Origin of the sequence: Sinorhizobium sp. 8-89 (assembly GCF_030124325.1) — a bacterium.
In the GTDB taxonomy this organism is placed as follows: domain Bacteria; phylum Pseudomonadota; class Alphaproteobacteria; order Rhizobiales; family Rhizobiaceae; genus Sinorhizobium.
This window is the reverse complement of sequence record NZ_JASKLR010000003.1, coordinates 453,146-466,632: the sequence shown is the minus strand read 5'-3', so window position 1 is coordinate 466,632 and position 13,487 is coordinate 453,146. Positions and strand designations below refer to the sequence as shown.

The following is a 13,487-nucleotide window of genomic DNA, read 5'->3' as shown; positions in this document are numbered from 1 at the left end:
AGTGGATATTGCCATCTCATTCAGCTAGGATAAGTCGGTAATCACTTTCAGCATTTTCAACGATCACTTGAAAATTCTATGGAAACGCTTGTCAACCTCGAATCCTTCGTCCGTAGCGCCGAGCATTGCGGCTTCTCCGGTGCCGCCCGGCGTCTCGGCCTGACACCCGCCGCCGTCAGCCGCAACGTCGCCATGCTCGAAAAAACCCTCGGCATCCGCCTCTTCCATCGTTCGACCCGCAAGCTGACGCTGACGGAGGACGGCGAGCGCTTCCTGGCCGCGATCCGCGACAATCTCGAGGGACTGCAAAGCGCGATCGCCGAAGCCGGCGGCGAACGGGGAGGACCCGCGGGCGTGCTCAAGGTCAGCCTCAGCCCGACCTTCGGGATCGACCACATTCTGCCGCTGCTGCCGGACTTCCTGAAGCAGTACCCGGCGATCCGGATCGACTGGCAGTTCGACAACCGGCAGGTCGATCTCGTCGCGGAAGGTTTCGACGCGGCAATCGGCGGCGGTTTCGAGCTGTCGCCCGGCATTGTCTCGCGGGTGCTGGCTCCCGCCCATATCATCGCGGTCGCCTCTCCTGCTTATCTCGCAGGGCGAAGCCCGCTGCTCGAACCCGCCGGTCTCGCCGATCTCGACGGCATCGTCATGCGTTCGGCACGCACGGGCCGCATCCGGCAATGGATGATGCGCAACGCCGCGGGAGAGGAAATGGCCGCCGCGCCGAAGGAGACGATCGTCATCAACGATCCGGCCGCCATGTGCCGCGCCGCGCTCCTCGGCCTCGGCGTGACCTTGGTTGCCGTGCCGGACGTACTGCCCCATCTCGAATCCGGCGAGCTCGTCCGCGTCCTGCCCAAATGGTGTGCCGATGCCGGCCCGATATCGGTCTATTACGGCAGCCGCACGCTTCTACCCGCCAAGACACGCGTCTTCATCGATTTCGTCGCCGATCATTTCAAACGGCACAGGCTTGCGGAACGTTTTGCCGGCAGCCGTGGCTGATCTTCTTGAAAGTAGTCACCGCGACGCCAGTTAAAATTCGCTTCCGCCTGTCGGCTGGCGAAACCGGGCTTCGTCCTTGTTGCGTAGAAGCAAACATCCTTCACGAGGAACATCCCATGCGCATGATTTTCGTAAACCTGCCGGTCAAGAACCTGGAAGCCTCCAGGACTTTCTTCTCCGCCCTCGGCTTCACCTTCAACGAGCAGTTCTCGGACGACACGGCCGCCTGCATGGTCATCGACGACAACATCTTCGCCATGCTGCTGACCGAGCCGAAATTCCGCGGTTTCATAACCGGGGAGATCAGCGATACGGCGAAGGGAACGGAAGTCATCACCGCCCTTTCCGCCGCAAGCCGCGCCGAGTGCGACGACATGCTGGCCAAGGCGCTCGCCGCTGGCGGCAAACAGTGGAAGCCGGCAATCGACTACGGCTCGATGTACGGTATCAGCTTCCAGGATCTTGACGGCCATGTCTGGGAGTTCATGTGGATGGACATGTCGGCTGAGCAGGCGGCGTGACTGGCTGAGCCGCAGCGAAGAATACCGGCAGCCGGTGGGACGAAGGCGTACCGATCTCGTCTACATCGCTGTCTCGCCGATGGCTTTCCCTTTGCTCCGTCATCCTCGGGCGTGTCCCGAGGATGAAAGAGGGTGGTGCTCTCCGCATTTCTGCACCGGCAGGCGGGTCGCCACGACGCGCTGTCTACCCGCCGATCAGCGCCAGCCACTCGTCCTCGTCCATGGTCTGGATGCCGAGTTCGCGGGCCTTGTCTAGCTTGGAGCCTGCACCCGGACCGGCCACGACGATGTCGGTCTTTTTCGACACCGAGCCCGCCACCTTCGCGCCGAGGCTTTCTGCCTTCGCCTTCGCCTCATCGCGCGTCATCTTCTCGAGCGAGCCGGTGAAAACCACCGTCTTGCCGGCAACCGGGCTGTCGGTCACAACCGGCATCTCGGCACTTTCCGGCGTCACTTCCTCAAGAAGCCGCGAGACGACCTCGACGTTACGGCGCTCCTTGTAGAACTCGACGATGGCACGGGCGACGACCTCGCCGATGCCGTCGATGCTGTTGAGCTCGTTCCAGGCGTCGCCGGCAAAATTGCCCGCCTCGACCATGGCTGCGCCAAAATGATCGTAGCTGCCATAGGAGCGCGCAAGCAGCTTCGCCGTCGTCTCTCCCACGTGGCGTATGCCGAGCGCATAGATGAAGCGGTGAAGGGCGATCGAGCGACGGGTGTTGATCGCCTCGAACAGCTTTCTGACGCTGACCTTGCCGAAGCCCTCGATGTTTTCGAGCTTGGTGAGCGAGGACTCCTGGCGGCGCTCCAGCGTGAAGATTTCCGGTGCGGTGCGGATCCTGAGGCTCTCGTCTTCGCTTTCGAAGAAGAATTCGATTTGTTTGGAGCCAAGCCCTTCGATGTCGAAGGCGTTGCGCGAGACGAAGTGTTTCAGGTGCTCGACCGCCTGGGCCCGGCAGACGAAGCCGCCGGTGCAGCGGCGCACGGCATCGACCTTGCCGGTCTTCTCGTTGATATCGCGCACCGCATGGCTGCCACAGACCGGGCATGCGGTCGGGAATCTGTATGGCTCCGCACCCTCCGGCCGCTCGTCCATCACCACGTCGACGATCTGCGGAATGACGTCCCCTGCCCGCTGGACGATGACCATGTCGCCGATGCGGATGTCGCGCCCCTCGCGGATCGGCTCGCCGCTGTTGCCGATACCGCGGATGTAATCCTCGTTGTGCAAGGTCGCATTGGTCACCACGACGCCGCCGACGGTGATCGGCTCCAGCCGCGCGACCGGCGTCAACGCCCCGGTACGGCCGACCTGGATGTCGATGCCTTTGAGGCGTGTGAAAGCCTTCTCAGCCGGGAACTTGTGTGCCGTCGCCCAGCGCGGGGAGCGCGAGCGGAAGCCGAGGCGGGCCTGCAGATCGAGCCGATCGACCTTGTAGACGACACCATCGATATCGTAGTCGAGGTCCGGCCGCTCGCGCTCGATATGATGATAGTGTTCCAGCAATTCGTCCGCGGAGGAGAGGCGCTGCATCAGCGGATTGACCGGGAAGCCCCAGGCCTTGAAAGCTTCGACCATGCCGAATTGCGTGTCCGCCGGCATTGCCGACATCTCGCCCCAGGCATAGGCGAAGAACCGGAGCTTTCGACTCGCCGTCACCTTGGCGTCGAGCTGGCGGAGCGAGCCGGATGCCGTGTTACGCGGATTGACGTAAAGCGGCCTGCCCTGCGCCGCCATCTCGGCATTGAGCGCCGCGAAGTCCGACTTCGCCATGTAGATCTCGCCGCGGACTTCGACGACACCCGGTGCGTCGGCGGGAAGCGTCTTGGGGATCATGCCGATGGTGCGGACATTGGCGGTGACGTTCTCGCCGGTCGTGCCGTCGCCGCGTGTCGCTGCCGTCACCAGCCGGCGGTTTTCGTAGCGCAGCGACATCGAAAGTCCGTCGATCTTCGGCTCGGCCGTAAAGTCGATAGAATGATCCGGAAGTCGTCCGAGGAAGCGATAGATGCCGGCGAGGAAATCGCGGGCGTCCTCGTCGGAAAAGGTGTTGTCGAGGGAAAGCATCGGCCGCGCATGGACGACCGGCTGAAAGGTGAGCGAGGGTGCCGCGCCGACCTTCCGCGAGGGGCTGTCCTCACGGATGAGTGCGGGAAACCGCGCTTCGATCAGGTCGTTGCGCTGCTTCAGCGCGTCGTAATCGGCATCCGAGATTTCCGGTGCGTCCTGCCCATGATAGAGCGCGTCATGGCGGGCAAGCTCGCTCGCGAGGAACGCAAGCTCCTCGGCGGCTTCCGTTTCGGTCAGTTGCTCGACGGGTTTCAGTTCGCTGGACATGCATGACGACTCCGGATTCGCGAGTCGTTTGTACTGCATGATTCCTCAAATCGGAATCGATTTGAGGAGCAACGTAGTGGGTTTGGCGGATGCTTTTTTCGCCCTCGTGCCTGTGCTCGTCACGGGGATGCGAACAGCGCCCCAAGTCTGCGGTGCGGAAGAGTCTTTTCAGCCCAAGGCTTTGGCCGGCTGAATTCCTGTGACGACCACAGGAACGAGGATCGGAGGAGAAGCCTTGCCCATCACAACCGACGAGGCAACAGCAGGCTGCGGTCGTGTACTGCGCCTCAAAAGACGCGGCGCTGTGGTGACGCGAAGGAAAAAGTGTGCGCTCAGCCGTTGCCGGCGAGCAGCCGCGCCGCCGCCGCCCTCGCCTCCTCGGTGATCGAGGCGCCGGCGAGCATGCGCGCGATCTCCTCCGTGCGCGCCCTGTCGTCCATGCGGGCAACGCGGGTTGCGATTGTCTCTGCCTTTTCCGCCGACGGCCCCTTGGAAATCAGGAGATGGGTCGCAGCACGCGCGGCAACCTGCGGCGCATGGGTAACGGATAGCACCTGGACATTCTTGGAAAGCCGCTTCAGCCGCTGGCCGATAGCGTCGGCCACGGCGCCCCCGACGCCGGTGTCGATTTCATCGAAGACGAGCGTCGGCGCCGAACCGCGATCGGCAAGCGCCACCTTCAGTGCCAGGAGGAAACGCGAAAGTTCGCCGCCGGAAGCGACCTTCATGATCGGCCCGGGTCGCGTGCCAGGGTTGGTCTGCACATGGAACTCGACGAGATCGATGCCATCGGCCGACGGTGAATTGGGATCGCTTGCGACCTCGACCATGAAGCGCGCCCGTTCGAGTTTAAGCGCCGGCAGCTCCGCCATCACTGCAGCCGAAAGCGCATCCGCCGTATGGTGACGCTTCTCGGAAAGCGACCGGGCCGCGGCATCGAAAGCCGCCCTCGCCTCTCCCATCTGCACTTCCAACTGCTTCAGCTTCTCCTCGCCGGCATCCAGATCGGCGAGGTCGGCGATCATGCGAACGGCAAGCGCCGGGAGTTCAGTGACCGGAACGGAATATTTGCGGCTTGCGGCACGCAGTGCAAACAGCCGCTCCTCGGCGCGTTCCAGTTCCTTCGGATCGAATTCGGTGTTGCGCAGCGCCCGCTCCACCGCCATCTGCGCGTCCGAAAGCTGGTTCAGCGCCCCGTCCAGAAGCTCCACGGTCTCTTCGAGCAGACCGGGGGCCTCGTGGCTCTTGCGCTCGAGACGCCGGACAAGCGAGGCGATCAGCGGAACCGGCGACGTATTGCCGTTTAGGAACTCCGACGCCTCGTTGATATCGCCGGCGATCCGCTCGGCCTTCATCATCCGCGCCCGGCTCTCGGCAAGCTCCTCCTCTTCGCCGTCACGCGGCGAAAGCGTCTCCAGCTCTTCGACGGAGGAGCGCAGATAATCGGCTTCGCGCGCCGCCGCCTCCACCCTTTCGCGGTGTTTCTTGAGACTGCGTTCTGCGTCGCGCCAGCCGCGGTAAAGCGCGGCAACGTCTTCCGCCGCGTCCGATGTGCCGCCGAAAGCGTCGAGCAGCGCGCGATGCGCGTCAGTATCGACCAGAGCCCGGTCGTCGTGCTGGCCATGGATTTCGACCAGTGTCTGGCCGAGCTGCCGCATCAGTTGCACGCTCACCGGCTGGTCGTTGACGAAAGCCTTGGTGCGGCCGTCCGTCGACTGCACGCGGCGGAAAATCAGATCGCCGTCGTCATCGATGCCGTTTTCGCGCAGCATCAGCCGCGCCGCATGGCCGGCAGGCACGTCAAAAACGGCTGTGACCTGCCCCTTGTCCTCGCCGTGGCGCACAAGCGAGCCGTCGCCGCGGCCGCCGAGCGCCAGCGACAGGCTGTCGAGAAGGATGGATTTGCCGGCGCCGGTTTCGCCGGTCAGCACGGAGAGCCCGGCATCGAAGGTGAGGTCAAGCCGTTCGATCAGGACGATATCGCGGATCGAGAGCTGGGCGAGCATCCGGTTTCATATCTTCCTTGTCGAGCGCCGAGGCTATCAGGCGCCGATGAGCCTCTTGCCTGCGCGCGCGATCCAGGACGTGCCGGTTTCGCGCGGCTCAAGCCCGCCCGATTGCAGCAGCTTGAAGGAATCGGCATACCACTGGCTGTCCGGATAATTGTGGCCGAGCACTGCCGCCGCAGTCTGCGCTTCCGTGGTTACACCCATGGCGTAATAGGCCTCGACGAGTCGGGCAAGCGCTTCTTCCACCTGGTTCGTATTCGGATACTGCTCGACGACGACGCGGAAGCGGGAAACGGCGGCAAGATATTCCTTGCGCTCGAGATAGTAGCGGCCGACCTGCATTTCCTTGCCGGCGAGCTGGTCGCGGGCGAAGCGGATCTTCGACTGCGCGTCCTCGACATAATCGGAGTCCGGATATTTATCGACGACGGCCTGCATCGCATCGATCGCCTTGGCGGCCGCCTTCTGGTCCTGGGTCACCGAGGGAATCTGCTTCGTATAGGCGAGGCCCTGAATGTATTGCGCATAGGCCGCGTCTTCCGACTGCGGGTAGAGGTTCAGGTAGCGGCTCGTCGCGTTGATCGCGTCCTGATACTGGCCATTGCGGTAGGCGACGAAGGCGTTCATCACCAGCGCCTTGCGGGCGTATTCGGAGAATGGATGCTGGCGGTCGAGTGCTTCGAACTTGCGCGCCGCTTCGGTCGTCTTACCGGCATTGAGGTTGGCAAGGCCCTGGTTGTAGAGCACCTCCGGCGGATCGGTTTCCGCCGCAAGCTTGGTGATGTCGATATCCGGATCGTTCTGGCAGGCTGTGATCAGGCTGCTGCCAGCCACAGCCGCAATAACGACCGCGGCGACGCGCACCGATTTTCTTATGTCGACCGAAACTGCAAGAACCATCGAATATTCCCGTTTCACTCGGCGGACCGCATCCCGCCAGACCTGCGCGTTTTAGAGCAAGTTGCCTCAAGATCGCAACGTCATGATCAGCAATTCATGCAAATTTGTGGCGGTATGCAGTGCTTTACGCGTTTTCCACCGATGAAAGCCGCCCAATACTTTGCGTGAAAGCATATTCCCGGCCTCGATTCCGCTTCGGGGAATCATCCGGCGCAATGAAAAAGCCGGCCTTTCGGCCGGCGACTGGAGAAGAACTGACTCGTGTTGTTATGCGGACCAAGGCGCGAAACCGGGGGCAGCGACGGCGACCAAATCGCGCGAGCGGGTGCGCTGGCGCGGCGTTGCCGTTTCGACGACCTCGTAAGCGCTGTTGTCGCTTAACAGGGCTTTCAGTGCATTGGCGTTCATCTTGTGGCCGCCGCGATAGGAACGATAGCAGCCGATGAAGGGAGCGCCGGCCAGCGAAAGATCGCCGACTGCGTCAAGGGTCTTGTGGCGAACGAATTCGTCCGCATAGCGCAGGCCCTCGACATTGATCACCGTGTTGTCGTCCGAAATCACCACCGAATTTTCGAGAGATGAGCCGAGCGCGAAGCCACCTGCCCACAGCCGCTCGACATCACGCATGAAGCCGAAAGTACGGGCCCGCGACAGTTCCCGCTTGAAGACCGAAGGCGTCATATCGCCCTTCCAGGCCTGGCGGCCGATCAGCGGGCAGTCGAAGTCGATCTCGACCTCGAAGCGCATGCCGTCATAGGGTGTGAACTCCGACCAGGAGGCACCCGATTCGATACGCACCGGCTTGATGATACGGATATAGCGCCGCTTCACCGCAAGCGCCCTCAGGCCGACCTGTTCGATCGCGTCGATGAAGGGCTCGGAGCTGCCGTCCATGATCGGCATTTCGGCGCCGTGAACTTCGACGAGCAGGTTGTCGAGACCGAGCGCATAGATCGCAGCCATCACATGCTCGACCGTCGCGACAGAAGTCGCCGGCGAGAAGCCGAGAACGGTGCAGAGATCGGTGTTGCCGACCTGCGACGAGACGGCCCGGAACTCGGCGACGCGGCCGCCGGCGAGAACCCGCTGGAAGACGATGCCAGCGTCGGCCTCGGCCGGATGGAAGGTGATCGACACTTCCACGCCGGAATGGACGCCAATTCCCTTCAGCGTTACCGGGCTTGCAATCGTCGTCTGAAACCCGAGGAGTTCAATTCCCATTCTCGTCGTCACTTTCACTCAATGAGGCCGCCTGGGCCAAACGCACGAAGGATGCAACGATGTTCAAAGGCACAAGTCAGATACCCGAGGATTCGCGCCTGTCGGCCGAAACCTCGATCTTTTGAACTAACAGCGCCCGATCGAATCGTATGCGTCCCCAATTCCGATGCTGAAAATAAGATTTTGGAGGCACCATTCCAAATCACTGTTCGTTTCGCATTGTTACGCAATTGTCATGCGCACAACTTAAGTGGCAAGCGGTTGAAATCACGAGGAAAATCGAAAAATGCCCGGGCTGTCGCCCGGGCATTCGGCAAGGTGAAGGAACAGTCCTTCAAAATCAGTTCGACTGCCGGCGAAGGAACGCCGGGATTTCGAGCTGATCATCTTCGTGCGAGCGCGCCTGCGGCGAGACGCGGCCGTGATCGTCAAGCTGCCCGCGACGCGGCGCATAAAGGCTCGCTTCCGGCGAAAGCGGGCGGCGCTGCTGGGAGGCGGCGCTCGGTGCTGCGGCCGTCATGTCGGCCGAGACGCCGTGATCGTCATCGTCGCGACGGGAAAGCGAATTGGTGATTCGCTTCAGGAGTCCCATCGGGCCGCGCTCTTCCTGGTGAACGGGTGCGGCATGCGCGCGGTGATCGATCTCGGCCTTAACGACCGGCGGGAAGTCCTCGACCTTCGGCATGCGCACCGGTTCGGCCTGCTGGCGCACGACCGGAGCAGGCTCGTGACGGACCGGCTGCGGCTGCATTTGCGGCGGGACGTGTGCCTGCACCGGCATTTCGACCGGACGCTGCACCGGCGGGGCCTGACGCACTACGGGAGCGGCCTCCACCGGGGCGGCGCCGGCGAAAAGCTTGCTTTGGGGCCGAAAGGCTTCTTCCTGCACCTGCTGCACCTGCTGCACCTGCTGCACAGGCGCAGCGACCTGGGTGCGGGTGGCGATATCGAGCTCGCGCTCCATTTCGGCTTCGCGGATTGCGAGCGCGATCTGATCGACCGTGTTTTGCTGCTGCACGGGCTGGGCAACCGGCTGCGGCTGTGGTGCCGGCTGGTGGTGCTGGGCGACCGGCTGAGGCTGGGTCGGGATTGCGGCGGACGGGCGAACGACCGGCTTCGGCGCTACCGGACGAAAGTCAACCGTGCGACCGGCTACCTCCGCAGCCGTGCGATCGATACCGGTTGCAACGACGGAGACGCGGATCAGGCCTTCGAGTTCTTCGTCGAAGGTTGCGCCAAGGATGATGTTTGCGTCGGGATCCACTTCCTCGCGGATGCGCGTTGCAGCCTCGTCGACCTCGAAGAGCGTGAGGTCGCGACCGCCGGTGATGGAGATGAGCAACCCTTGAGCGCCCTTCATCGAGGTTTCGTCGAGCAGCGGGTTGGCAATTGCGGCCTCGGCGGCAGCCATTGCGCGGCCTTCGCCCGATGCTTCGCCGGTGCCCATCATGGCGCGACCCATCTCGCGCATCACCGAGCGGACGTCGGCGAAGTCGAGGTTGATCAGGCCCTCCTTGACCATGAGGTCGGTGATGCAGGCAACACCCGAATAGAGGACCTGGTCGGCCATGGCGAAGGCGTCCGCGAAGGTCGTCTTGTCATTGGCAATGCGGAAGAGGTTCTGGTTCGGTATGACGATAAGCGTGTCCACCGACTTCTGCAGTTCGGTGATGCCCTGATCGGCGAGGCGCATGCGGCGCTGGCCTTCGAAGTGGAAGGGCTTGGTGACGACGCCGACGGTCAGGATGCCCTTGTTGCGGGCAGCCTGGGCGACGATCGGAGCCGCGCCCGTGCCGGTGCCGCCGCCCATGCCGGCGGTAACGAAGCACATGTGCGTGCCGTTCAGGTGATCGATGATCTCGTCGATGCACTCTTCGGCGGCTGCGCGGCCGACTTCCGGCTGCGAGCCGGCGCCGAGACCTTCGGTGACTGCCACACCCATCTGGATGATCCGTTCAGCCTTGGTCATGGTGAGCGCCTGCGCGTCCGTGTTGGCGACAACGAAGTCGACGCCCTGCAGGCCCGCGGTGATCATGTTGTTGACGGCGTTGCCGCCGCCGCCACCGACGCCGAACACCGTGATGCGGGGCTTCAGCTCGGTGATATCCGGCTTTTGCAAGTTGATGGTCATATCACTGTTCCTTCTCGTTTTCTGGCCGCCTTGCCGAGCCGGCCAAATCCTTCAAAACTCAAACACCTGTTTCGCCCGGCGCCCTGCGAGGCCGGCGAAGCTCAGAAACTCTCTTTCAACCACTGTCCCATGCGGGCGATGCGGCTGTTGCCGCCGCCGAAGGTGGAGAACATGCCGCCGTGGGCAGCATGGGTCTCGAGATCGGCGACCTGCGGATAGATCATCAGCCCGACGGCCGTGGAAAAGGCGGGCCCTTTGGCAGCGGCCGGCAGACCGGACACGCCGAGCGGGCGACCAATGCGGACGTTGCGGGCGAGAATGCGCCGCGCCGCTTCCGGCAGGCCGGTCAGCTGGCTGGCACCGCCCGTCAGCACGATGCGTTTGCCGACGATCGGGCTGAAGCCCGAACGCTGGATGCGATCGCGAATGAGTTCGAGCGTCTCCTCGATACGGGCGCGAACGATGCGCGACACCAGTGCGCGCGGCACATGGGTCGGCTGGTCGCGATCGTCTTCGCCGATCGGCGGGACCGATACGATGTCGCGCTCGTCGGCGCTGTTCGGCAGCGCCGAACCGTGCACGACCTTCAGCCGTTCGGCATCCTCGATGCGCGTCGAGAGCCCGCGCGCAAGATCGGTGGTGACATGATGGCCACCGAGGCTGACGGCGTCGGCATGAACCAGCTTGCCTTCGGCGAAGACGGAAATCGTCGTCGTGCCGCCGCCCATGTCGATGGCCGCGCAGCCAAGCTCGACCTCGTCGTCAACGAGTGCGGCAAGACCGCTGGCGTAAGGCGTCGCAACGATGCCCTCGACCGAGAGGTGAGCGCGGTTGACGCAGAGCTCGAGGTTCTTGAGAGCCGCGCGCTCGACCGTCAGCACGTGCATATCCACGCCAAGGACATCGCCAAACATCGCCAACGGATCGCGGATGCCGCGCTCGCCATCGAGCGAGAAGCCGGTCGGCAGCGAATGCAGGATCGCCCGGTCGGAGCGCTGCGACTGCTGGCCGGCGGCGGCGAGCACCTTCTTGAGATCGCTTGCATCGACCTCCTGCCCGCCGAGATCGATCGTTGCCGTGTAGACGTCGCTCTGCAGGCGGCCGGCGGAAACATTGACGATCAGGCTGTCGATCGTCAGCCCCGCCATCCGCTCCGCAGCGTCGACAGCAAGCCGGACGACACCTTCCGCCGCGTCGAGATCGGCGATCACGCCGTTCTTCACACCGCGTGACTTCTGGTGGCCGATGCCGATGATTTCGATGTTGTGGGTGCGACCTGGCAGGATCTGGCTTTCGGCGCGCGGCGTCAGCCTGCCGATCATGCAGACGATCTTGGTCGAGCCGATGTCGAGCACCGAGACGACGTGTGACCGCTTGGACGAAAGCGGCTTCAGACGCGGAAGGCCAAAATTGGCGGACCCGAACAAACTCATATCCGCTTCTCCTGGGCTTTCAGCATCTTCTCCCTCGCCTTCAACGCGACCTCTCGCCGGGCAACGGCTTCCGGCGTCAATTGTACCGTGGTGCGGTCTTCAAGCCTCAGATCGACGGCGGCGATGTCGCGCTCGAGAAGCTGGTGCTTCTCCTCCATCTCGGCGAGAACCTCCATCGCCCGGGCGACGTCGTTTTCCGGAAGCTTGACGATGATGCCGTTGTCGAGGCGCAGGTCCCACCGCCTGCCGGAAACCCGCACGAAAGCCTTCACGCGGGAGCGGAACTCCGGCCAGCGCGAGAATTCGTCGTAGAACCCGGCCGCCGCCGTCTCTGCATCGCGACCGACGAACAGCGGCAAAGCGGCGAACTTGTTGTCGCGAAGCGGCGCGATGACACTGCCGCTGCGCTCGATAAGCGACAGGTCGGAGCCATGCTGCCAGATGCCGAAGGCCTTGCGTTCCTCGAGGTTGACCTCGATCGTGCCCGGATAGACCTTGCGCACGGTCACGTTCTGCACCCAGGGCAATTCGCTGATCAGCCTGCGCGCCTCAGCAATGTCGAGAGCGACGAGCGACGTCGCGCCATCGAGCCCGAGCTGCTGGAGAATATCGATTTCGGAGGTTTGCTCGTTGCCGGAAACCCGAACGTCCTCGATGGCGAAGCCGGCTGCCGTCGTCGAGGCCTGCGCGAAATCCTGCGTGTGGCCCCCAAGCGACATGCCGTAGAAGCCCGTCGCCGCAAGGAAGGCGGCGGCCGACACAGTACCGGTGTACGCGGGAAAGAGGATGCGGCCCGTGCCAAGGCTGACCAGGAAACGCACGACCTTGCGCAATGGACGCGGCAGCACGAACGTCTCGTCCGCCTCGCCGGCGACGCCGAGCGGGTGACGCACCCTTCTGCCCCTTCTGCCCCTCAACGCAAACACGATGCGTCCTCCACCATCCACCTGAGAAACTCACCAAACTGAAGGCCCGCATGCTGCGCCATCTCGGGCACCAGGGAGGTCGGGGTCATGCCGGGCTGGGTATTGATTTCCAACCAGATCAACTCGCCCTCGCCGGGACCGCGATCGTCGAAGCGGAAGTCGGATCGGCTGACGCCGCGGCAACCGATTGCCTGATGCGCCTTCAAAGCGAGTGTTTGTATTTTTTGGTAAATATTTGGTGAAATCTGCGCCGGAATGACGTGGCTCGAACCACCTTTTACGTATTTTGAATCATAATCGTAGAAGGCATGCCCTTGTGGAATGATCTCGGTGACGCCAAGCGCGACATCGCCCATGACGCCGCAAGTCAGCTCGCGGCCGGCGATATAACGCTCGACCATGACACGGTCGCCGTAGCGCCATTCGCTGGACGTGATCACCTGCGGCGGATGCGACTGATCCTCCTTGACGATCACGACGCCGAAACTCGAACCTTCGCGAACCGGCTTGACCACATAGGGCGGCGTCATCGGATGCCGGTTGCCGAATGTGCGCCGATCCATGATCAACGCATCGGCGACCGGAATGCCGGCAGCCTTGGCGACATGCTTGGCCTGTGCCTTGTCCATGGCGAGTGCGGAGGCAAGCACGCCGGAATGGGTGTAGGGGATCTCGAGATATTCCAGGATGCCCTGGATCGTACCGTCTTCGCCGAAGGGGCCGTGGAGGGCGTTAAAGGCGACCTCCGGACGCAGATCCGCAAGAACCGCGGCCACATCGCGCCCGACGTCCACGCGCGTAACGCGATAGCCTTCGGCTTCAAGGGCATCGGCGCAAGCAGCCCCGGAAGACAGGCTCACCGGCCTCTCCGAGGAAAATCCGCCCATCAGGACAGCAACATGCCTGCCGCTCATCAAAACCCCCAAACAATACGCCACTATCACTATTCTTGCTTGCGTCTGGCTGGTTCCGGCTGCCGAGTCGCCGGCGCCCGAACAGC

The 13,487-nt window shown here is 63.2% G+C and carries 10 protein-coding genes; 2 read left to right on the top strand and 8 right to left on the bottom strand.

Features of this window, described 5'->3' with window-relative positions; all coding sequences use genetic code 11:
• Positions 1–78 precede the first annotated feature (78 nt).
• Entirely contained in the window at positions 79–1,008 is a 930-nt protein-coding gene (locus QN219_RS09505; RefSeq protein ID WP_283999373.1) for a LysR family transcriptional regulator, read from the top strand.
• A gap of 116 nt (positions 1,009–1,124) precedes the next feature.
• Positions 1,125–1,529: a VOC family protein gene (locus QN219_RS09500; RefSeq protein WP_283999372.1), complete on the top strand. Its 405-nt coding sequence runs from the start codon at positions 1,125–1,127 to the stop codon at positions 1,527–1,529.
• Positions 1,530–1,713: 184 nt separating this feature from the next.
• Here QN219_RS09500 and ligA read toward each other — a convergent pair whose 3' ends face one another.
• The 8 genes from ligA to QN219_RS09460 all read right to left on the bottom strand — a co-directional run bounded on the left by ligA (position 1,714) and on the right by QN219_RS09460 (position 13,401).
• Positions 1,714–3,867, bottom strand: coding sequence for an NAD-dependent DNA ligase LigA (gene ligA / locus QN219_RS09495; RefSeq protein WP_283999371.1), 2,154 nt, complete (start codon positions 3,865–3,867; stop codon positions 1,714–1,716).
• A gap of 332 nt (positions 3,868–4,199) precedes the next feature.
• Positions 4,200–5,873 (bottom strand): DNA repair protein RecN, encoded by a 1,674-nt coding sequence (gene recN, locus QN219_RS09490; RefSeq protein ID WP_283999369.1) that lies wholly within the window; start codon positions 5,871–5,873, stop codon positions 4,200–4,202.
• A gap of 36 nt (positions 5,874–5,909) precedes the next feature.
• Positions 5,910–6,776: an outer membrane protein assembly factor BamD gene (locus tag QN219_RS09485; RefSeq protein WP_173509759.1), complete on the bottom strand. Its 867-nt coding sequence runs from the start codon at positions 6,774–6,776 to the stop codon at positions 5,910–5,912.
• Between the two features lie 267 nt (positions 6,777–7,043).
• The gene (gene lpxC / locus QN219_RS09480; RefSeq protein WP_283999368.1) at positions 7,044–7,997 is read right to left on the bottom strand and encodes a UDP-3-O-acyl-N-acetylglucosamine deacetylase; all 954 of its coding nucleotides are present in this window, start codon (positions 7,995–7,997) and stop codon (positions 7,044–7,046) included.
• A gap of 340 nt (positions 7,998–8,337) precedes the next feature.
• Complete coding sequence (ftsZ, locus tag QN219_RS09475) at positions 8,338–10,128, bottom strand: cell division protein FtsZ (RefSeq protein WP_283999367.1); 1,791 nt, start codon at positions 10,126–10,128, stop codon at positions 8,338–8,340.
• A 101-nt stretch (positions 10,129–10,229) separates the two neighbouring features.
• Positions 10,230–11,561, bottom strand: a complete 1,332-nt coding sequence (gene ftsA / locus QN219_RS09470) for a cell division protein FtsA (RefSeq protein ID WP_173509756.1) — start codon at positions 11,559–11,561, stop codon at positions 10,230–10,232.
• A complete protein-coding gene (gene ftsQ, locus QN219_RS09465) occupies positions 11,558–12,487 on the bottom strand; it encodes a cell division protein FtsQ (protein WP_283999366.1) in 930 nt (309 codons plus the stop codon). Before ftsQ ends, ftsA begins: the two co-directional genes overlap by 4 nt.
• Positions 12,475–13,401, bottom strand: coding sequence for a D-alanine--D-alanine ligase (locus tag QN219_RS09460; protein ID WP_283999365.1), 927 nt, complete (start codon positions 13,399–13,401; stop codon positions 12,475–12,477). The genes ftsQ and QN219_RS09460 overlap by 13 nt, the downstream gene beginning before the upstream one ends.
• Positions 13,402–13,487 lie beyond the last annotated feature (86 nt).